Consider the following 21,344-nt stretch of genomic DNA (forward strand, 5'->3'; position numbering starts at 1 on the left):
GAAAACTCCATGAAGATGTTGCGTGTCCCTTTGTTGATGATCGGTTTGCTGCTGTGTTCCCAAGGCTTCGCCGCCACTGCCCAACAGAACAAGATGACCACCTGCAATGCCGACGCTACCGCGAAGAGCCTCAAGGGCGATGAGCGCAAAGCCTTCATGAGCACCTGCCTTAAAGCCGCGCCAGCCGCCAATGACGCGAAAGCCTTGACCCCTCAACAAGAGAAGATGAAAACCTGTAATGCCGATGCGGCGACCAAAGCCCTCAAGGGTGATGAGCGCAAGGCGTTCATGAGTGATTGCCTGAAGAAGAAATAAACATTGGGGATAGGTGGCGGCTGTCAGGGCCTCTTCGCGAGTAAGCCCGCTCCCACATTTGTCCAGCGTGCACAGTTCCACTGTGGGAGCGGGCTTGCTCGCGATGAGGTCGGCAAGGGCACTGCAAAAAAAACGCCCGAGCCCCCGACCAAGGTCGCCCCACACAATCCCTAGTGCTGACACCCGAACGCTGGCAGACTGCCAATCCTTTTACGCCGCTCGTTTTGAGGCTGTATGCCAACGTTTTCTCAACGCCAAGTTTTGCTGCTGATCAGTTGGGTCATCATCTTTGGTGGTTTGCTGCTGGTGATTCCGCTGCGCTTGCTGCCGAGCCTGCTCGCCGGTTTGCTGGTGTTCGAACTGGTCAACATGCTTACCCCGCAATTGCAGCGGCTGATCGAAGGTCGGCGTGCGCGCTGGCTGGCGGTGGCGTTGCTGGGGACGCTGGTGGTGAGTGTGCTGGCGCTGGTCTTTGCCGGGGCCATCAGCTTCCTGCTGCATGAAGCGGAAAACCCCGGGGCTTCCCTCGATAAATTCATGGGCGTGGTCGACCGTGCGCGCGGGCAACTGCCGCCGTTCATCGACGCCTACCTGCCCGCCAGCGCCGCCGAGTTCCGCGTGGCCATCGGCGAGTGGGTGAGCAAACACCTCAGCGACTTGCAGCTGGTCGGCAAAGACGCGGCGCACATGTTCGTGACGCTGCTGATCGGTATGGTGCTGGGGGCGATCATTGCCCTGCAACGTGTGCCGGACGTGACCAAGCGCAAGCCGCTGGCCGCCGCACTGTTCGATCGTTTGCACCTGCTGGTGCAGGCCTTCCGCAACATCGTGTTCGCCCAGATCAAGATTTCCCTGCTCAACACCTTCTTCACCGGGATTTTCCTGGCGGTGGTCCTGCCGATGTTCGGCATCAAGCTGCCGCTGACCAAGACCCTGATCGTGCTGACCTTCCTGCTCGGCCTGCTGCCGGTGATCGGCAACCTGATGTCGAATACGCTGATCACCATCGTCGGTTTGTCGCTGTCGATCTGGGTCGCGGTGGCGGCCCTGGGTTATCTGATCGTTATCCACAAGCTCGAATACTTCCTCAACGCGCGCATTGTCGGCGGGCAGATCAGTGCCAAGTCGTGGGAGTTGCTGCTGGCAATGCTGGTGTTCGAGGCCGCGTTCGGCCTGCCGGGAGTGGTGGCGGGGCCGATTTATTACGCGTATCTGAAGAGTGAGTTGAAGCAGGTGGGGATGGTTTGATCCAGGGAATGTGTCGCCTGTTCTGACGCCATCGCTGGCAAGCCAGCTCCGACAAGAGCAACGCATACCCTGTAGGAGCTGGCTTGCCAGCGATGGACGCGACCCGGTTCTGGATCAGTCCATCGGGCCGTAACGCTTGGCCGCTTCGATCGCCAGGCCGCTGCCGATGCTGCCGAAGATGTTCCCTTCCACATGCCGCGCATTCGGCAACATCGCCGACACGCTGTTGCGCAACGCCGGAATCCCGCTCGAGCCGCCAGTGAAGAACACCGTATCCACCTGATCGACCCGCACGTTGGCGTCGTTCAGCAGTTGGGTCACGCTGTTGCGCACGCGCTCCAGCAGGTTGTCGATGGCCGATTCGAACAGCGCCCGGCTCAGCTCCACGCTCAGGCCCGGCTCGATGCGGTCCAGCGGCACATGACGGCTGTCGGCGTGGGTCAGCTGGATCTTGGTTTCTTCCACTTCCATCGCCAGCCAGTGCCCGGCGCGTTGCTCGATCAGCTTGAACAGACGGTCGATACCGCCGGTGTCTTCGATGTCGTAGCGCATGCTGCCCAGGGCCAGGGTCGACTTCTGCGAGTACACCGAGTTGATCGTGTGCCAGGTCGCCAGGTTCATGTGGTGGCTGGTCGGCATGTAGGCGCCACTCTTCATGCGGCTGCCGTAGCCGAACAGCGGCATCAGGCCTTGCAGGCTCAGCTGCTTGTCGAAATCGGTCCCGCCGATGTGCACGCCGCCGGTGGCGAGGATGTCATCGTGACGGTTGTCGTGGTTGCGGCGCTCGGGCGACAGGCGCACCAGCGAGAAGTCCGACGTACCACCGCCGATGTCGACGATCAGTACCAGCTCTTCCTTTTCGATGGTCGACTCATAGTCGAACGCCGCCGCAATCGGCTCGTACTGGAACGACACATCCTTGAAGCCGATGGCGCGGGCCACGTCCACCAAAGTGTTTTCCGCTTCCTGGTCAGCCATTTCGTCGTCATCGACGAAAAACACAGGACGACCCAGCACCACTTCGTCGAATTCGCGACCGGCGGCTGTTTCGGCGCGTTTCTTCAATTGGCCGATGAACAGCCCGAGCAGGTCCTTGAACGGCATCGCCGTGCCGAGCACGCTGGTGTCGTGCTTGATCAGCTTGGAACCCAGCAGGCTCTTGAGCGAGCGCATCAACCGGCCTTCGTAGCCTTCCAGGTACTCGTGCAGCGCCAGCCGGCCGTACACCGGGCGGCGTTCTTCCATGTTGAAGAAAACCACCGAGGGCAGGGTGATCTTGTCGTCCTCCAGCGCAATCAGCGTTTCCATGCCGGGGCGCAGCCAGCCGACGGTGGAGTTGGACGTGCCGAAGTCGATACCACAGGCACGGGCTGGAGATGCGTTTTTCATGTCTTTCAGGTTCCGGTTAAAAAACGGCCGCGCAGTGTATGTCAGTGCGGCGCAGATTCGAAGGCCGACTATCCGCTAAATCTCAGCCAATAGCGCCTTGATAAGCTGGAAAGATGCCCCAAACTTGTCTGCATTGAGCCTGGCAGCCATCGGACGGTCGCAAGAACTGTCTTCTGCTGCCGATAAACTTCTGGTGCGCTGCCCGGTCAACACTTGAGATCGGTCAACCCTCGTGCGGCAAAAAAGAGCATGCTGAGGCAGGTGGCGCGATTTTGATAATGGATGGTGATTCCCACGATGGACTTCAAAGACTATTACAAGATTCTCGGTGTGGAACCGACCGCGGACGATAAGACGATTAAAGCGGCTTATCGCAAGCTGGCGCGCAAATACCACCCGGACGTCAGCAAGGAAAAGGACGCCGAGTCCAAGTTCAAGGACGCCTCGGAAGCCTATGAAGCGCTGAAAAGCGCCGACAAGCGCGCCGAATACGACGACTTGCGCAAATACGGTCAGCACGGCCAACCGTTCCAGGGCCCGCCGGGTTGGCAGGGCCGTGGTGCCGGTGGATTTGGCGGTGGTCAGGACTCGGGCGATTTTTCGGACTTTTTCAGTTCGATCTTCGGTAACCGTGGCCCCGGTTTTGGTGCGGGAGAGTCGCGTCGCAGTGCCGGACGTCGAGGGCAAGACGTGGAAATGGAATTAGGGATTTTTCTGGAAGAAACCCTCTCGAACGAATCGAAGAAGGTCACCTTTCAGGTGCCGCAGTACAACGCGGCGGGCCAGCACGTCAGCAACACCAGCAAAAGCCTGAATGTGAAGATCCCGGCCGGCGTCACCGACGGCGAACGCATCCGCCTCAAGGGGCAGGGCGCGCCGGGCGTCGGCGGCGGGGCCAATGGCGATCTGTACCTGACCATCCGGTTTGCGCCGCACCCGAAATTCGATGTCGAAGGCGAGAACCTGATCATCACTCTGCCGCTGGCGCCATGGGAATTGGCGCTGGGCGCCGAAGTGGCTGTGCCTACACTGACAGGCAAGATCAACCTCAAGGTCCCGGCCGGCAGCCAGAACGGCCAGCGCATGCGCGCCAAGGGCCACGGTTTGCTGAACAAGGCCGGCCATCGGGGTTATCTGTTCGTACAACTCAAGGCTGTCATGCCTAAAGCCTCGGACGATGAAGTGAAGGCGTTGTGGCAGGAGCTGGCCAAAAAAGCGGCTTTCAACCCAAGAGAAAACTTCTGATCCAAGAGAAGGAGTAGCCCATCATGAGCAACCCCCTGATCGTTCAACTGGACATGGCAGAATTCTGTGAGGCGACCGAATTGTCGGACGTCTACGTGATCGAAATCGTCGAGCACGGCATCCTCGAACCTCAGGGCAAGCAGCCCAAGGATTGGCGCTTCACCGATTACGAGCTGGTATTGGCCAAGCGTGCCGCCAAGTTGCGGCACGATCTGGAGCTGGAGTGGGAAGGCGTCGCCCTGGCGCTGGACCTGCTTGAGGAAGTCCGGCAACTGCGGGCCGAGAACCGAATGCTCAGGCAGCGGTTGGGGCGGTTGGTGGTCGAATAGCTGAAGCCAATTCGAATCCTGTAGGAGCCGGCTTGCTGGCGATGAACGATGATGCGGTGAGTCAGACAGACCGCGTTGCCCCCATCGCCAGCAAGCCGGCTCCTACAGTTCATCACCGTGCACGGCGGTCTATCTGGGCAACACCACCGTAAACAACGTCCCGTCAGCTTCATTCGAGCTGACTTCAATCGTTCCACCGTGTGCATTCACCACTTCCTTGACAATAAACAATCCCAGGCCAAGGCTGGTGGAGGGGGCGCCGAGTTCTTCGTCGGCGCTGCGCACCAGGGGATCGAAAATCGTGCCAATCGCGTCCTCTGGAATCGGTATGCCGTAGTTATGCACCGAGAGGCGAACGGCATCGGGTTCGCCGCTCAGGGTGACCGTGACATCCTGTTTGTTCGAGCCATGCTGCAACGCGTTGCCGATCAGGTTTTGCAGCAACTGACTCAGGCGTCCGCCATCCCAGACACCTCGCGTATCACCCTCTATTTTCAGGGTTGGATCGCACTCCGGGTTGCCGGCACAGGCTTCGGCTATCGCCCTGTGCACCGCATCGGCCAGGTCCATCGGTGCCGGTTCGATCGGCAGGTTCTTGCCCAGGCGACTGCGCACCAGCTCCAGCAAATCACTGACCATCACCGCCATGTGCCGCGCGCCACGCTTGATGTTGTTCGCGCAGGCCAGCGCATCGCCTTCAAGCGTTGTTTTGCGCAGCAGCAGTTCGGTGGACATGGTCACGGCCTGCAAAGGCGCGCGCAGGTCATGCCCGAGGATCGCCAGAAACAGATCCCTTGAGTGGTTGACCTGTTCGGCATAAGCCGCGGTGGACTCGGCGAGGGCTTCGTCAATCGCCTCGTTGAAACGAATCATGTCCTGAAAATAAGCCAGGTCCGGCGACTTCAGGCTATCGACCCACAACCGAATCACACAGGCGCGCAAATGGCGAAATTCGCTGGTCATCTGCACCAGGTCAAAGCCCACGGTGTGCCTCAATTCGCCATGGCTGGCACCGGCCTCGTCCAGGCTCGGGGTTTTCTCCGGGCCTTCGCCCTTGGCCTTGGCCTGTTGTTCGCTGGCGGTTTGCGCGGTGGTCATGTCCCGCGCTGCCGCCAACAGAATCTCCGTGGCATGGTCGCGTAACGCCACTCGGTCCATGTGCTCGGCGGCCGGGGTGATCGTTCTGGCGAACTGTTCCCATTCATCGACGATACGGTCCACGTGTTGCCTGATGAATTCGGATAAGCGCATGGCTGTTACCTGGCTGGAAAGTCTTGGCATCTTAGCTCCTTTGCAGACGGGTAAAAACCACCCCTGACAAGCCGGATCAGGCTTGCGAATGTTGCGGGCGGTATTTAATTGTTTTTTAGATTCGCAAGTTTGGAGGGGTTGATTGTTTTATCGCTGTTTTCCAACAGTTATTTAACCTTTTGTTTTTTCAGGTAGTGAATAAGCTAGACGTTCTTCTCAAACGCATAGGGATACATGCGCAATGAATGAATTGTCAGGAGGACCTGTTTCCGATGTTGCTCAAGAGGTAACTGAAAGTACCAATGTTTATTTGAATTACTTTGCAACCAAAGTTCCTGCATCCATAAAAAATCCGTCCATATCAAAGCGTGTGTCAACGCCGGGTCTGAAGCCCGAATTCCCCGAGTGGTACATCAAGGCGAGCGCTATCGATCGTCAATACCTCAACGAACTCATGAGTGAGCGCTGGCGATTGCAAGACCACCTGGATCGAACTCTGGGCGATTTACAAAAGGACATCTCCCGGTTCGCTGAACCCTTGCTGGTTCAGGCGCTGAAAGAAAAGCTGAATCTGGAACTGGATGTTCATGCGACGTCGGTACGGCTTTATATTCCAGCCCTCCTGGGGTTTGGCATCGATAACAATGCCAGCCGGCTCAGGGAGTCATCTCTGCTGGAAGCCGCGCTCCATAACTTCGAGGACTCTGAAACCCGCGCCGGCGCCTTTCGGGATGGCTCCGGCATTTTCATCACTGACACCGAAGGAGCCCCGAAGCGCCATCCGCTGACCATCGAGCGTTTTGCGAGCCTTTGCCGGGATCTGGATCTCGGTGCGCAATATCAGCGACACCTCACAGGGTTGCTGGCCCCTGCGGCGGCAGGTGCAAAGGCCTCACTCGAGCAACACTTCATCGGGACCGAAAAAGCTGCGTTCAATGAGTCGGCGCTGATTGCCTATTTGAAGGGCGATATCACTTCTTATGCGTACGGCAAGTTGCAGCAACTGCGAGACAACCAGACAAACATCACGATGGGCAAACGCCCGTTACAGTCTCATCGACTGTCCCTTATGGGCGTGAAACTGTCGGGTATCGTGTTGTTCAGTGCCGTGGCAGATCCGACGAAAATCAAAAAGATTTACGACGCCCTGGAGCCGGCACATCAACGAGTAATGATGGATTGGGCACGCAAACTGGTCATTTTGCCCGGGCAGGAATTTGACCAGTTCAAGTTTCTCAAAGCCTTTTTTGCCAACGGTCCCAGCGGTGCCGTCGATGAGATGCTGCGCCGCGAAGATATCGATAATCAAAGTCGGCTCGACGGTGCCCTGATCGCTTATGTGCCCGACGATCCCGAACACCCTCTCAAGGAATATAAATCCTTCACCGATTTCATGAAGGAGCTGACGAGCCAGCTGCGCTCTTCGGACTATCAACAGTTTTTCAGCCGCTTCGTGCCGCAAAAAGACAAGGGCAGGTTTTTCGCTCGCGTCAGGGAGCGCTTCACCACGTTTACCTGGCACCAGCGTGAACCGTTGAGCATGAGCCCGTGGTGGCGGGAAACCGCAGTGGAAAACCCTGATGCGGAACCGATCACCAACGTGATTGACGGCGAACTCTGGCCTCTGCTCAGTCGATGGCGCTGTGACAAGGCTATCGCCGATGCGCGGCACATTGCCGTTCCCACGGGTGATGAAGATGCTGACGCTCGCTGGAAGCGACTGACGAGCTACCTGAATACCGGCTGGAACGTGTTTAACTTCGGCGCGATGCTGGTGCCGGGGCTGGGGGAGGCCGTGTTGAGCATCATGGTCGGGCAAATGCTGCTTGAAACCATGGAGGGCATCGAGGACTGGAGCAAGGGCGACAAGGAGGAAGCGGCCGCACACCTCACCGGCGTCTTAATCAATGCAGCACAGCTGGCGATCATGTTTGCAGGCCATGTTTTACCGACGGGAGTGGCAGCTGCGGTCAAGCCCTCGCCTTTTGTCGATCAGTTGAAACCGGTCGTACTCGCTGACGGCAAGACCCGCCTCTGGAACCCGGACTTGAGCCCGTACGAGCATCAAGTCAGTTTGAGTGCCGACTCGACGCCCAACGAGCGAGGCCTTCACGTGCACGGCGATAAGGCGTTGCTGCCGCGCGACGGCAAATATTTCGCGGTGCAGGACGATCCACTGACCGGCGAGCCAAGGATGCAGCATCCGGACCGGCCAACAGCTTACCAGCCAAAGCTTGACCACGATGGCGCCGGAACCTGGCACACCGAACTCGACCGCCCTGTCGAGTGGACCTCGGCCGAGCTCATGCGTGGGCTGGGGACGAAGTCAGAAGCGTTCGATGATGCAATGCTTGAACGCATCCGTATCGCCAGTGGTATCGAAGAAGATGTGTTGCGTCGGCTGCATGTCGAAAACGAAGCGCCGCCCGCGTTGCTGGTCGACACTATCAACCGGTTCAAGGTGTGGGCGGAAATGGGGAAACTGCCTGAGAACGCCCAGTCGAACATTGCCGACGCCAGGACGCTTCAGGACGCCTTTGCACAATTGCCCGCCAACATGGCAGAGGAGTTACTGAGCGCCGCTGATCCGGCTGACTTGCGAGTGCTGGCCGAGCAAAAGCGTATTGGCTTGCACCTCAGGCAACAGGCGCGCGCCGCCTCGCTGGAGGTGCGTCTGTCGCGTGCCTATGAAGGGTTGTTCCTTGATTCTCTGCAGGCGCTGGATACGGAAAGGCTGGCATTGCATAGCCTGGAAAGCTTGCCGAACTGGCCGCAGGAGGTGCGCATCGAGATTCGCGAGCATTCTTTCACTGGCCGTGTGCGCGACAGCATTGGCCCAGAAGAAGCGGATGTGCGCAAAGTCCTGGTCAGCACGGAAAACGGTTATGAAGCGCGGGATGCCGAGGACAACCATCTGCACGGCTCCGATGACCTGTTTTCTTCGGTATTGCATGCCCTGCCTGACGCTGAACGCAAAGCACTGGGTTTTGAAATCAATCAAGGCGCGACACTCAAGCACACCGTTCAAAATGCACCCTTGGCGCGTGACCAGCTTCGCCCGATGCTGGCGGACAGCCCCCTGCGCAAGCCTGCCTATGATCCCGAGACGATGAAGCTGTTCGGTGGAATGCCTCTTCCTCAAGGCATTCGACGGCTCACCGGTCGCCTGACGTTGCAGGAACGCGTCAGGAGCGTGCGGCCGGGCTGGACGGAAGAGCAAGCCCAGGCTTATCTGGACGGTGGCGGCAACGAGGATGACCCGGAGCTGCGGGCCAGTGCGCTGGAAGCGGAATTCAACCGCCTCAATACCAACTTCCAGCGCTGGCTGAATTCGCCGACCGAAGCGTACAGGTTCAGCCCTGCCGGCGTTGCCGAATGGCAGTCCAGAAACTCACTTTACAAGGCCATTCGTCAGTGCTGGCAGCAAACCGGGCCCAGGCATGTGGACTCTTTCGAGACTCTGCAGGGAACAGTGCTTGACCTCAGTAATATGCCCATGGGACGACACTTGGGAACCATGCCCCCTCTGGAAGCCGATTTTCAGCACGTGACCAGCCTGAACTTGCTGGGCACTGAGATGACCGACGCACACATCACCTTTCTTGATCATTTTCCGCGCCTGCGTTCGCTGAATCTCACCCGCAACCGGCTCACGCAATTTCCTCCTTCGGTGGGACGAATGGTAGGGCTGACGGAGTTGTTCCTCGGCGATAACCGGATTGTGCTGGATGCGCAGGGCGCTACGTATTTGAGATGGCTTACCCGGCTTCAAAGTCTGGATCTTCAGGGAAACCCGCTGGGTCGAGTGCCGGATATCGGCGGCATGCGCCTGCTGCATACGGTATTGCTGGGTGAGACGGGTATTGATACCTGGCCGGACGGATTGTTTTCTCAACCCCGATTCCGGCATTTTTACTTGAATCTTCAACGCAATGAACTGACGGTCATCCCTCGGGCTACGCCCGGCTCTGTCGGGGCGGAGATGTTGGCTCGGACGGTAGTGAGCCGGGAACGGCAGTGGATGTCGGCCGATACTCTGAACACGCTCAGAAACTACATCAGGTCCGTGGGCCTGGACCCCGATCGTCCGTATCCGCCTCGTGGTGTGCGCGACAGCCTTGATTGGGAGGAAGGCCTGACGCGATCGGATTGGGTCGCCAAACAGGCGATATGGAACAGTGTCGAGGACGAATTCGGTTCGGTGTCTTTTTTCAATAAGATCAGGAAGCTCACTGAGTCCAGCCATTTCCAAAACGACAACGCATTCAGAGTGGACATGACGAGCAAGGTCTGGCGAATGCTGGAAGCGATGTCCAAGGACAGTGAGTTGCGGCGCAACCTTTTTGTCATGGGCAGGGACGAGGCTACCAACTGTGTGGATGCCGGGGCCCAGTTGTTCAATTCAATGGGTGTGGAAGTGCTGATCCACGAAGCCTATGCGCTGGGGAGTCCAGGCCTGGTGGAGGCTGAACTGGTGCAGCTTGCCAGAGGCAAATCCCGTCTGGATGAGTTGAGCCGGATTGCCCACCAAGTGATCGCCGGTCGACTGGCGGACGGTGAGGATTACATGGTGGTCGATGCCAATGGCCATGTTACGGGGACCATCGATGAGGTCCAGGTACATCTGGGCTACATGACGGACCTGGCCGAGCGACTGGATCTGCCCTGGCAATCCCGTGATCTGCAGTTCCGCACGTACACGGGCGTCACGTCTGAGATGATCGAAGATGCCTATCGGCGGGTACTGGATCTGGAGGCCGGCGATTTGCTGCGTGATTCCATCGTTGAACAGCCATTCTGGGAGTCTTACGTCCAGGGCTCGAATCGTCGCGCGTTCAAGGTGTTCAGGCGTCGAATCGATGCGACGACGGAGTTTTTCATGGCGCTTGACAAGCGCGCGACCGAACAGGATCTTTCGCTTGAGGCAAAGGCCGGCCTGAAAGAGGAGCTGAGGGTACTCGCCGCAGAGCTGGGTAAACCGGAAAGCGAGATTGCCCCAGGACAGATCATGACTCACGAGGCCTATTCCGCCGAGCTGGACTTGATCTATAACGAGATGAAGACACTGCTTAAAACCCTGACCCAACAGGCGATGGATCGGGCGAAGCTGCAAAGGCTGGAGATTCCCTCTACGGTCGAACCTGGCAACTGAGTACATAGACAAACAGCAATCCCGGCACGAAGAATGATGCCCTTCGTGCCGGTTTTTTATGCCTTGGCGAATCTCAAAACAGAAAATACCGCTGGGCCATCGGCAGCACGTCCGCCGGCTCGCACCACAGCAATACGCCGTCGGCCTTGACCTGATAGGTCTGCGGATCGACATCAATGTCCGGCAGGTAGTCGTTGTGGATCAGATCGGTTTTCTGCACCTCGCGGCACCCTTTGACCACCGCGATTTTCTTCTTCAAACCCAGGGCTTCAGGCAGACCGGCCTCCTGCGCAGCCTGGCTGATAAACGTCAGACTGGTGGCATGCAGCGAGCCGCCGTAGCTGGCGAACATCGGACGGTAATGCACCGGCTGCGGTGTCGGAATCGAGGCATTGGCATCGCCCATCAGGCTGGCGGCAATGGCGCCGCCCTTGAGGATCAGCGTTGGTTTGACCCCGAAGAACGCCGGGCGCCAGAGCACCAGATCCGCCCACTTTCCAACTTCGATCGAACCCACCTCATGACTGATGCCGTGGGTGATCGCAGGGTTGATCGTGTACTTGGCGATGTAGCGTTTGGCGCGGAAATTGTCGTTGTTTTCGCCATCTCCCGGCAGTGGGCCGCGTTGCTTTTTCATCTTGTCGGCGGTCTGCCAGGTGCGCGTGATGACTTCACCGACGCGGCCCATGGCCTGGCTGTCGGAGCTGATCATCGAGAACGCGCCGAGGTCGTGGAGGATGTCTTCGGCGGCGATGGTTTCACGACGAATGCGGCTTTCGGCGAAGGCCACGTCTTCGGCAATGCTCGGGTCCAGGTGGTGGCAGACCATCAGCATGTCGAGGTGTTCGTCGATCGTGTTGCGGGTGAACGGCCGGGTCGGATTGGTCGAGCTCGGCAGCACGTTGGCAAACCCGCAGGCCTTGATGATGTCCGGGGCGTGGCCGCCGCCCGCGCCTTCGGTGTGATAGGTGTGGATGGTGCGACCCTTGAAAGCGGCGAGGGTGGTTTCGACGAAACCCGACTCGTTGAGGGTGTCGGTGTGGATCGCCACCTGCACGTCGTACTGATCGGCAACGCTGAGGCAATTGTCGATACTCGCGGGTGTGGTGCCCCAGTCTTCGTGCAACTTGAGACCGATGGCACCGGCCTTGACCTGTTCGATCAACGGCTCCGGCAGGCTGGCGTTGCCCTTGCCCGTCAGGCCGATGTTCATCGGGAAGGCGTCTGCCGCTTGAAGCATCCGCGCCAGGTGCCATGGGCCGGAGGTGCACGTGGTGGCGTTGGTCCCGGTGGCCGGGCCGGTGCCGCCGCCGATCATCGTGGTGACACCGCTCATCAGGGCTTCTTCGATCTGCTGCGGGCAGATGAAGTGGATGTGCGTGTCGATGCCGCCGGCGGTGAGGATCATGCCTTCGCCGGCGATGACTTCAGTGCTGGCGCCGATGGCGATGGTGACGTTGGGCTGCACATCCGGATTGCCCGCCTTGCCGATGCCGGCGATGCGCCCGTCCTTGAGGCCGACGTCGGCTTTGACGATGCCCCAGTGATCGATGATCAGCGCGTTGGTGATCACGGTATCGACGACTTCGGCGGCCAATAGCTGGCTCTGGCCCTGGCCGTCGCGGATGACTTTGCCGCCGCCGAATTTCACTTCTTCGCCATAGGTGGTGAAGTCTTTTTCGACCTCGATCCACAGTTCGGTGTCGGCCAGGCGGACCTTGTCACCGACGGTGGGGCCGAACATGTCGGCGTAGGCTTGTCTTGAGATTTTCATGGGCATGCCTTGGGATTCAATTGATTTTGAGACCGCTCGCGTTGCTCGCTAATCGCCAGCAAGCCGGCTCCTGCAGGGGACGCATTTCACCGGTTTTTCCGCGTTGGAGTTCGATCCTGCAGGAGCCGGCTTGCTGGCGATGGGGCCGGTACTGGCGCTGAATGACTTAAAGGTCACCCATGATCCGCCCGGCAAACCCGAACACCCGGCGATGCCCGGCCAGGTCAACCAACTCGACCTCTCGGCTCTGCCCCGGTTCGAAACGCACGGCGGTGCCGGCGGGGATGTTCAGGCGCATGCCGCGGCTGGCGGCGCGGTCGAAAGTGAGGGCGTCGTTGGTTTCGAAAAAGTGGTAGTGCGAGCCGACCTGGATCGGCCGGTCGCCGCTGTTGGCCACTTTCAGGCTGACGGTGCGACGGCCGACGTTTAGCTCAATGTCGCCGGGCTGGATCTGGAATTCACCTGGAATCATCAATGGGCTCTCTGGAGAATCTTGTAATAGAGGGCGGTCGGCTTGTAGCGGCCGCTCGGGTCGCAGGCGTAGTCGGGAATTTCGCCGGCGCGGGTGTAACCCAGTGCCTTGTAGAAATCCTCGGCGGGGGAGCCGGCTTCGGTGTCGAGGTAGAGCATGCCGCGCTTGTGCTGGAGCGCGGCCTGTTCCAAAGCGCTCATCAACTGTTGGCCCAATCCGCGACGGCGCGCGTGTTCACGCACCAGCAGTTTCTGCACTTCGGCACGGTTCAGCCCGTTGGCTTTCTGACACAGGGTCAGTTGCACGCTGGCCTGCACCTGTTCGTCCTTGACCACCACCCACAGCAGTACGTTGCCCTTGTTCAGGTTGTCCTGGACTTCATCGAAATAGGCGCGGGCTTGAGTGGCATCCAGATCGGCCATGAAGCCGACACTGGCGCCATAGCCCACGGCGTCGAGCAGCAGATCAATCAAACCCTGGCGATAGTGCGCGAAGCTTTCAACATTGACGCGTCGCAGTTGAGCGGCGTTCATCGGGCGTTACTCCTTGCTGACGGGCGGCGGTTCGGCGCCAGGGTTGAGGGTCAGTTGCATGAAGGTCAGGTCCAGCCAGCGGCCGAACTTGGTGCCCACCTGAGGCATTTGCCCGGTGGTCACGAAACCGACGCGTTCATGCAGGCGGATGGAAGCGGCATTGCCGCTTTCGATGGCAGCGACCATCACATGCTTGTCGCAGCCTTTGGCACGTTCGATCAGCACGTCCATCAATTGCGGGCCGAGGCCATTGCCGCGCTGATCGCTGCGCACATAGACCGAGTGCTCGACGGTGTGGCGAAAACCATCGAACGGTCGCCAGTCACCAAATGAAGCGTAGCCGAGTACGCTGTTATCGCCGTCGACGATCACCAGGATCGGATAGTTCTGGGCTTGTCGGGCGCTGAACCAGGCTTGACGGTTACCGAGGTCGACGGCCTGTTCGTTCCAGATCGCCGTGGTGTTGAGCACGGCGTCGTTGTAGATGTCGCGTATCGCCGGCAGGTCGGCGTGCACCGCATCGCGGATGTGATAAGTCATGGCGCGGCCTCAGGCGATGGGTTGGTGGACGGTGACCAGTTTGGTGCCATCGGGGAAGGTGGCCTCGACCTGGATCTCCGGGATCATCTCCGGGATGCCTTCCATCACTTGTTCGCGGCTGAGCAGGGTGGTGCCGAAATGCATCAGCTCGGCCACGGTCTGGCCGTCACGGGCGCCCTCGAGCAGCGCCGCGGAGATGTAGGCCATCGCTTCCGGGTAATTGAGTTTCACGCCGCGCGCCAAACGCCGTTCGGCGACGAGGCCGGCGGTGAAAATCAGCAGCTTGTCTTTTTCGCGTGGGGTCAGGTCCATCGTTTGCAATCCATCCGGGCAGTAAAAAAAATCGGAACTGTAAACACGTACTTGTAGGAGCCGGCTTGCTGGCGATAGCGGTCTGTCAGGCGCCTGATCTGTCGAATGTGCCGACGCTATCGCCAGCAAGCCGGCTCCTACAGGTTGTGGTGTTCAGGTGCTCCATATTCTGGGGGGGGCTGCTTCTCGGCCAAGCAACGCAGGCCGGAGCAATCTCCACAAGTCGATCATCCAGGCGCGCGCCAACAGCGCTTCACTGGCCAGACATCGGGCAATGATCAACCCCGGCAACTGCGTCAAATCCCCGCGCACATCGTGGGGCAGCGAGCGGCATTTCTCCAGCAACTCACTATCAATCTCCCCCGTTACCAGCAACGTCGCAAACACCGGCTGCCCATCCAGGCCAATCGGCGAATCGAGCAAACCGTCATCCCCGACAATGCGCTGGCGTTCGTGCCAGAGCAACTGGCCGTTGCGACGGATATCCAGCTGCGCCTGAAAATGCCCGAGGTCAAAACGCTCGCCACTGGCCGGGCGGCCCAGTGCGACGACGTCCCAGTAGAACAACCGCGCATCGCCTTCAAGATCAATGGACGTACTGAGCTCGGCCTGGGCGGCGCTGAAGATAATCGTCTCTTGCGGCAGCCACTCCAGTGTCGCGCCGCTGGCTACTTTCAGATCAAGTTTCTGATAAGCCGGCCCGGCCGCGCGGTACCACTTGGCCGCGCCGGGGCTGGTAATTTGCGCCCACGCCCCGCGGCCGACGCTGGCGCTGATATCGAGCCGGTCGCCGCCGGCAATCCCGCCGGGCGGATGCACGATGATGTGCTGGCACACTTCGGGCCCTTCGGCATACAGATGCTTCTGCACCCGCAACGGACCTTTGTGCCGGCGCTGAACCGGGCGCGTGCTGTCGCCGAATCGGGCATAGCCCAGCTCCAGCTCTGCATGCCAGCTAGGCGTGAACAGCGTGGTGTGGGCAGGTAAATTCATGGTTTTCAGTTTTCGTCAGGACGCTGCAGATTAGATCGTAACCAGACCGCGTACACCCTCGGCTTCCATATTTTCTCCGCGACCCTGCTGCACGATCTCTCCGCGTGACATCACCAGGTATTGATCGGCCAGTTCGGCGGCGAAATCGTAGAACTGCTCCACCAGCAGAATCGCCATGTCGCCCCGTGCCGCGAGCTTCTTGATCACCGCGCCGATTTCCTTGATCACCGACGGCTGGATGCCTTCGGTGGGTTCGTCGAGGATCAGCAGCCGTGGTCGGCTGGCCAATGCCCGGCCAATCGCCAACTGCTGCTGTTGGCCACCGGACAAGTCACCGCCACGCCGTTGCTTCATTTGCAACAGCACCGGGAACAGCTCGTAGATGAAGGCCGGAACTTCCTTCGCTTCACTGCCAGGAAACCGCGACAGGCCCATCAGCAGGTTTTCTTCCACGGTCAACCGGCCGAAGATCTCCCGGCCCTGAGGCACGTAAGCGATTCCGGCGTGTACCCGCTGGTGTGGCTTGAACGTGGTGATCGGTTTGCCTTCCCAGTTCACCGCGCCTTCTTTGGCCGGCAGTAAACCCATCAGGCATTTGAGCAGGGTGGTCTTGCCCACGCCGTTGCGCCCGAGCAGGCAGGTGACTTCACCGACCTTCACGTCAAACGACAGGCCCCGCAGGATGTGGCTACCGCCGTAGTACTGGTGCAGCTTGTCGACTTGCAACATTCTCAAATTCCTCTCAATCCCCTGTAGGAACCGGCTTGCTGGCGATGGCGGCCTATCAGCCAGCATAAATATCGCTGACCCACCGCTATCGCCAGCAAGCCGGCTCCTACAGGGGAGGCTGTGTTCGCAATCCTACCGACCGAGATACACCTCGATCACCCGCTCGTTTTCCTGCACCTGCTCCAGCGATCCTTCGGCCAGCACGCTGCCCTGATGCAGCACCGTGACATGGTCGGCGATGGAGCCCACAAACCCCATGTCGTGCTCTACCACCATCAACGAATGCTTGCCCGCCAGGCTTTTGAACAGCTCGGCGGTGAACTCGGTTTCGGCGTCGGTCATGCCCGCCACCGGCTCGTCGAGCAGCAGCAATTGCGGGTCTTGCACCAGCAACATGCCGATCTCCAGAAACTGCTTCTGACCGTGGGACAACAAGCCGGCCGGGCGATTGACCGAGGTGGTCAGACGGATGGTCTCCAGCACTTCGCTGATGCGATCCTTCTGTTCGCCACTCAAGCGAGCCCGCAGGCTGGCCCACACCGACTTGTCGGTTTTCTGCGCCAGCTCCAGGTTCTCGAACACGCTCAGCGCTTCGAACACCGTCGGCTTCTGGAACTTGCGGCCGATGCCGGCCTGGGCAATCTGCACTTCGCTCATCTGCGTCAGATCGAGGGTTTCGCCGAACCAGGCCTTGCCGTGACTGGGCCGGGTCTTGCCGGTGATCACGTCCATCAACGTGGTCTTGCCCGCGCCGTTGGGGCCAATGATGCAGCGCAATTCGCCGACGCCGATGTACAGGTTCAGCGCGTTCAGCGCCTTGAAGCCATCGAAGCTGACGCTGATGTCTTCCAGGGTCAGGATGGTGCCGTGGCGGGTATCCAGGCCGGGGCCGACGCGTTGGCCGAGGCCGATGGCGTCGCGGCTGCTGCCGGCGTCCTTGTTCGGATTCGGTGGATAAAACGCCGGTTCGAGCATGAATTCAGCCGTCGCAGTCACTCTCATGATTCACCCCTTTTTTTCAGCAGGCCGATCACACCTTTGGGCAGGTACAAGGTCACGACGATGAACAGCGCGCCAAGGAAGAACAGCCAGTATTCCGGGAACGCCACGGTGAACCAGCTCTTCATGCCGTTGACCACGCCGGCGCCCAGCAGCGGCCCGATCAGCGTTCCGCGTCCGCCGAGCGCAACCCACACCGCGGCCTCGATGGAGTTGGTCGGCGACATTTCACTCGGGTTGATGATGCCGACCTGCGGCACATAGAGCGCGCCGGCCAGACCGCACAACACCGCGCTCAACACCCAGACAAACAGCTTGAAACCGCGAGGGTCGTAACCGCAGAACATCAGGCGGTTTTCCGCATCGCGCAGGGCGGTCAGCACCCGACCGAATTTGCTTTGCGCCAGTCGCCAGCCGATGAACAGGCTCGCCACCAGCAACACCACCGTGGCGAAAAACAGCACCGCGCGGGTGCCCGGTTCGGTGATGCCAAAGCCGAGAATGGTGCGGAAATTGGTGAAGCCGTTGTTGCCACCGAACCCGGTTTCGTTGCGGAAGAACAACAGCATTCCAGCGAACGTCAGGGCCTGGGTCATGATCGAGAAATACACGCCTTTGATCCGCGAGCGGAAGGCAAAGAACCCGAACACCAGCGCCAGCAAACCTGGCGCCAATACCACCAGACACATCGACCAGAGGAAACTGCTGGTGCCGGTCCAGTACCACGGCAATTCGGTCCACGACAGGAACGTCATGAATGCTGGCAAACCATCTCCCGAGGCCTGGCGCATCAGGTACATGCCCATGGCGTAGCCGCCCAGGGCGAAGAATAATCCGTGACCAAGCGACAGCAGGCCGGCGTAACCCCAGACCAGATCCAGCGCCAGGGCGACGATGGCGTAACAAAGAATCTTGCCCACCAGCGTCAACGTGTAGGCCGACACGTGCAACGCACTGTCTGGCGACAACAGTGACAGCAACGGCAACGCCAGCAACAGAACAAGGATCACCGCACCGACGGCGATCGTGACTTTGGGGCCGGCCTTTTGCGTGGCCGTGAGCATCAGGGGCTGGTTCATCAGTCGATCACCCGTCCTTTCAGTGCGAAGAGGCCTTGCGGACGTTTCTGGATGAACAGAATGATCAGCGCGAGGATCAGGATCTTGCCGAGTACGGCGCCGATCTGCGGTTCGAGAATCTTGTTGGCGATGCCCAGCCCGAACGCGGCGAGCACGCTGCCGGCCAACTGGCCGACACCGCCGAGCACCACCACCAGGAACGAGTCGATGATGTAGCTCTGGCCGAGGTCGGGGCCGACGTTGCCGATCTGGCTGAGGGCCACGCCACCAAGGCCGGCAATGCCCGAGCCGAGACCGAAGGCAAGCATGTCGACACGCCCGGTCGGCACGCCGCAGCAGGCGGCCATGTTGCGATTCTGAGTGACGGCGCGCACGTTCAGGCCCAGGCGTGTCTTGTTCAGCAGCAGCCAGGTCAGCACCACCACAAACAGAGCGAAGGCGATGATCACGATGCGGTTGTACGGCAGCACCAGGTTTGGCAACACTTGGATCCCGCCGGACAACCACGCCGGGTTGGCCACTTCAACGTTCTGCGCGCCGAACACCAATCGGACAAGCTGAATCAGCATCAGGCTGATGCCCCACGTCGCGAGCAGGGTTTCCAGCGGACGGCCGTAGAGGTGGCGAATCACCGTGCGTTCCAGGGCCATGCCGATCGCGGCAGTGACGAAAAACGCCACCGGCAATGCGATCAGCGGATAGAACTCGATGGCCTGCGGGGCGAAGCGCTGGAACATCAGTTGCACCACGTACGTCGAGTAGGCGCCGAGCATCAGCATCTCGCCGTGGGCCATGTTGATCACGCCGAGCAGGCCGAACGTGATCGCCAGGCCGAGCGCCGCGAGCAGCAGGATCGAACCGAGGGACATGCCGCTGAAGGCCTGGCCGAGCATTTCGCCGATCAACAGTTTGCGTTTGACTTGCGCCAGGCTGGTTTCGGCGGCAGTGCGCACGGTGGCGTCCGCTTCGACACCTGATTGCAACAGGCTTTCGAGGCGGGTGCGGGCCAGTGGGTCGCCGGTTTCACCGAGCAGACGCACCGCGGCGAGGCGCACGGCCGGGTCGGTGTCCACCAGTTGCAGATTGGCCAGGGCCAGGCTCAGCGCTGCATGAGCGCTTTCGTCCTGTTCGCCCGCCAGTTGCCGGTCGAGGAATTTCAGCTGCGCCGGTTTGGCGCTTTTCTGCAATTGCTGCGCGGCAGCCAGACGGGTTTTGGCGTCGGCGGCGAGCAACTGGTGGCTGGCCAGTGCGGTGTCGATCAGACCCCGCAGGCGATTATTCAGGCGCAGGGTTTTGGGTTGGCCGTCGACGATCAACTCGCCTTGTTGCAGGGCGTTGATCAGTTCGATACGGGCCGGATCGGGCTGCGCGGCCCAGGCTTCCAGAAGTTTGGCTTGCTGCACGGGATTGGCGGCGACGAAGTCTTCGGCGTCGCCAGAATGCGCGGCCATCGGCAATAAAAATGCGATGGCGAGGATGACTCGGTAAAGGGCAGTGGGCATGTTAAATGTCCTGGTCATGCGCGGACCCTGTAGGAGCCGGCTTGCTGGCGATGGCGGTCCATCAGGCAGACCGCGTGATGACAATCGCCAGCAAGCCGGCTCCTACAAAGGAGTTGTGCCAGTGGCTTAGTTGCTCTTCACCGCATACTCCGGCTTCTTGTCGTTACCCGGAATGAACGGGCTCCACGGCTGGGCACGGATCGGCCCTTCGGTCTGCCATACCACGTTGAACTGACCGTCCGCCTGGATCTCGCCGATCATCACCGGTTTGTGCAAGTGGTGGTTGGTCTTGTCCATGGTCAAGGTGTAACCGGACGGCGCGGCAAAGGTCTGGCCGGCGAGGGCCTCGCGGACTTTGTCGACGTCGGTGGATTTGGCTTTTTCGGCCGCTTGCGCCCACATGTGAATGCCGACGTAGGTGGCCTCCATCGGGTCGTTGGTCACCGCTTTGTCGGCGCCCGGCAGGTTGTGTTTCTTCGCGTAGGCTTTCCAGTCGGCGACGAATTTCTTGTTCGTCGGGTTCTCCACCGACTCGAAGTAGTTCCACGCCGCGAGGTTGCCCACCAGCGGTTTGGTGTCGATACCGCGCAATTCTTCTTCGCCGACCGAGAACGCCACGACCGGCACATCGGTGGCTTTCAGGCCCTGGTTGGCCAGCTCTTTATAAAACGGCACGTTGGAGTCGCCGTTGACGGTGGAGATGACCGCTGTCTTGCCACCGGCCGAGAATTTTTTGATGTTGGCCACGATGGTTTGATAGTCGCTGTGGCCGAACGGGGTGTAGACCTCTTCGATGTCCTTGTCTGCCACGCCTTTGGAGTGCAGGAACGAACGCAGGATCTTGTTGGTGGTGCGCGGGTAGACGTAGTCGGTGCCGAGCAGGAAGTAGCGCTTGGCGCTGCCGCCTTCTTCGCTCATGAGGTATTCCACGGCCGGGATCGCCTGCTGGTTCGGCGCGGCGCCGGTGTAGAACACGTTTGGCGACATCTCTTCGCCTTCATATTGCACCGGGTAGAACAGCAGGCCGTTGAGTTCTTCGAACACCGGCAATACCGATTTACGCGACACGGAAGTCCAGCAGCCGAATACCACGGCGACCTTGTCCTGGGTCAGCAACTGCCGGCCTTTTTCTGCGAACAGCGGCCAGTTCGACGCCGGGTCGACCACCACCGGTTCCAGCAGCTTGCCGTTCACACCGCCCTTGGCGTTGATCTCGTCGATGGTCATCAACGCCATGTCCTTGAGCGACGTTTCAGAGATCGCCATGGTGCCGGACAACGAATGCAGAATACCGACCTTGATGGTCTCGGCGGCCTGGACGGTCCAGGTCAAGCCCATCGCGGCAATGCTTGCCGAAAGTGTGAAAGCCTTGATCAAGCTGCGACGCTTCATTGTGCGATCTCCATGAACTTATGAGTTTTCTTGGTTGGCAGATGCGGACTACTGAAGGCTGTTTTGCAAGGGCTGTGCCCAGTCGGAAAA

18 protein-coding genes are annotated in these 21,344 nt (G+C 59.9%); 5 read left to right on the forward strand and 13 right to left on the reverse strand.

All coding sequences use genetic code 11. The annotated features are described in order from the left end of the window. Window positions 1-9 precede the first annotated feature (9 nt). Together FBY04_RS01945 and FBY04_RS01950 are read left to right on the forward strand one after the other, a co-directional pair. A complete protein-coding gene (locus FBY04_RS01945) occupies window positions 10-315 on the forward strand; it encodes a PsiF family protein (RefSeq protein ID WP_084319263.1) in 306 nt (101 codons plus the stop codon). A gap of 234 nt (window positions 316-549) precedes the next feature. Further along, a complete protein-coding gene (locus FBY04_RS01950) occupies window positions 550-1,563 on the forward strand; it encodes an AI-2E family transporter (RefSeq protein ID WP_084319261.1) in 1,014 nt (337 codons plus the stop codon). Between the two features lie 114 nt (window positions 1,564-1,677). On the opposite strand, the gene FBY04_RS01955 is transcribed toward FBY04_RS01950, so the two are convergent. Further along, window positions 1,678-2,952, reverse strand: coding sequence for an Hsp70 family protein (locus FBY04_RS01955; protein WP_084319259.1), 1,275 nt, complete (start codon window positions 2,950-2,952; stop codon window positions 1,678-1,680). A 297-nt stretch (window positions 2,953-3,249) separates the two neighbouring features. Here FBY04_RS01955 and FBY04_RS01960 point away from each other — a divergent pair, with 297 nt between their 5' ends. Together FBY04_RS01960 and FBY04_RS01965 are read left to right on the forward strand one after the other, a co-directional pair. Further along, window positions 3,250-4,197 carry a DnaJ C-terminal domain-containing protein gene (locus FBY04_RS01960; RefSeq protein WP_084319361.1) on the forward strand — a complete coding sequence of 316 codons (948 nt, stop codon included), beginning with the start codon at window positions 3,250-3,252 and terminating at the stop codon, window positions 4,195-4,197. A gap of 23 nt (window positions 4,198-4,220) precedes the next feature. Beyond that, the gene (locus tag FBY04_RS01965) at window positions 4,221-4,526 is read left to right on the forward strand and encodes a chaperone modulator CbpM (protein WP_145314351.1); all 306 of its coding nucleotides are present in this window, start codon (window positions 4,221-4,223) and stop codon (window positions 4,524-4,526) included. Between the two features lie 129 nt (window positions 4,527-4,655). Here the strand turns inward: FBY04_RS01965 and FBY04_RS01970 are convergent, their stop codons facing one another. After that, the gene (locus tag FBY04_RS01970) at window positions 4,656-5,777 is read right to left on the reverse strand and encodes a sensor histidine kinase KdpD (protein WP_145314352.1); all 1,122 of its coding nucleotides are present in this window, start codon (window positions 5,775-5,777) and stop codon (window positions 4,656-4,658) included. A gap of 241 nt (window positions 5,778-6,018) precedes the next feature. On the opposite strand from FBY04_RS01970, the gene FBY04_RS01975 reads away from it, so the two are divergent. Beyond that, window positions 6,019-10,929, forward strand: a complete 4,911-nt coding sequence (locus tag FBY04_RS01975) for a dermonecrotic toxin domain-containing protein (RefSeq protein ID WP_256666716.1) — start codon at window positions 6,019-6,021, stop codon at window positions 10,927-10,929. A 73-nt stretch (window positions 10,930-11,002) separates the two neighbouring features. Here FBY04_RS01975 and ureC read toward each other — a convergent pair whose 3' ends face one another. From ureC to urtA, 11 genes are all read right to left on the reverse strand, one after another. Continuing rightward, window positions 11,003-12,703, reverse strand: coding sequence for an urease subunit alpha (gene ureC / locus FBY04_RS01980; protein ID WP_145314353.1), 1,701 nt, complete (start codon window positions 12,701-12,703; stop codon window positions 11,003-11,005). A gap of 166 nt (window positions 12,704-12,869) precedes the next feature. Beyond that, window positions 12,870-13,175 (reverse strand): urease subunit beta, encoded by a 306-nt coding sequence (locus FBY04_RS01985; protein ID WP_084319252.1) that lies wholly within the window; start codon window positions 13,173-13,175, stop codon window positions 12,870-12,872. Next, a complete protein-coding gene (locus tag FBY04_RS01990) occupies window positions 13,175-13,708 on the reverse strand; it encodes a GNAT family N-acetyltransferase (RefSeq protein WP_084319250.1) in 534 nt (177 codons plus the stop codon). The genes FBY04_RS01985 and FBY04_RS01990 overlap by 1 nt, the downstream gene beginning before the upstream one ends. A 6-nt stretch (window positions 13,709-13,714) precedes the next feature. Further along, window positions 13,715-14,248: a GNAT family N-acetyltransferase gene (locus FBY04_RS01995; RefSeq protein ID WP_145314354.1), complete on the reverse strand. Its 534-nt coding sequence runs from the start codon at window positions 14,246-14,248 to the stop codon at window positions 13,715-13,717. Between the two features lie 9 nt (window positions 14,249-14,257). Then, window positions 14,258-14,560 (reverse strand): urease subunit gamma, encoded by a 303-nt coding sequence (ureA, locus tag FBY04_RS02000; RefSeq protein WP_007907366.1) that lies wholly within the window; start codon window positions 14,558-14,560, stop codon window positions 14,258-14,260. Between the two features lie 153 nt (window positions 14,561-14,713). Then, window positions 14,714-15,553 (reverse strand): urease accessory protein UreD, encoded by an 840-nt coding sequence (locus FBY04_RS02005; protein WP_145314355.1) that lies wholly within the window; start codon window positions 15,551-15,553, stop codon window positions 14,714-14,716. A 30-nt stretch (window positions 15,554-15,583) separates the two neighbouring features. After that, window positions 15,584-16,282: an urea ABC transporter ATP-binding subunit UrtE gene (gene urtE, locus FBY04_RS02010; RefSeq protein ID WP_007950600.1), complete on the reverse strand. Its 699-nt coding sequence runs from the start codon at window positions 16,280-16,282 to the stop codon at window positions 15,584-15,586. Between the two features lie 132 nt (window positions 16,283-16,414). After that, window positions 16,415-17,284 (reverse strand): urea ABC transporter ATP-binding protein UrtD, encoded by an 870-nt coding sequence (urtD, locus tag FBY04_RS02015; RefSeq protein WP_084319244.1) that lies wholly within the window; start codon window positions 17,282-17,284, stop codon window positions 16,415-16,417. Beyond that, window positions 17,281-18,360, reverse strand: coding sequence for an urea ABC transporter permease subunit UrtC (gene urtC / locus FBY04_RS02020; RefSeq protein WP_084319242.1), 1,080 nt, complete (start codon window positions 18,358-18,360; stop codon window positions 17,281-17,283). Before urtC ends, urtD begins: the two co-directional genes overlap by 4 nt. Beyond that, window positions 18,360-19,862 carry an urea ABC transporter permease subunit UrtB gene (gene urtB / locus FBY04_RS02025; RefSeq protein WP_145314356.1) on the reverse strand — a complete coding sequence of 501 codons (1,503 nt, stop codon included), beginning with the start codon at window positions 19,860-19,862 and terminating at the stop codon, window positions 18,360-18,362. Before urtB ends, urtC begins: the two co-directional genes overlap by 1 nt. 126 nt (window positions 19,863-19,988) lie before the next feature. Continuing rightward, complete coding sequence (gene urtA, locus FBY04_RS02030) at window positions 19,989-21,254, reverse strand: urea ABC transporter substrate-binding protein (protein ID WP_084319238.1); 1,266 nt, start codon at window positions 21,252-21,254, stop codon at window positions 19,989-19,991. Window positions 21,255-21,344: the final 90 nt, after the last annotated feature.

This window comes from Pseudomonas sp. SJZ080 (genome assembly GCF_007828295.1).
Classification (GTDB): domain Bacteria; phylum Pseudomonadota; class Gammaproteobacteria; order Pseudomonadales; family Pseudomonadaceae; genus Aquipseudomonas; species Aquipseudomonas migulae_A.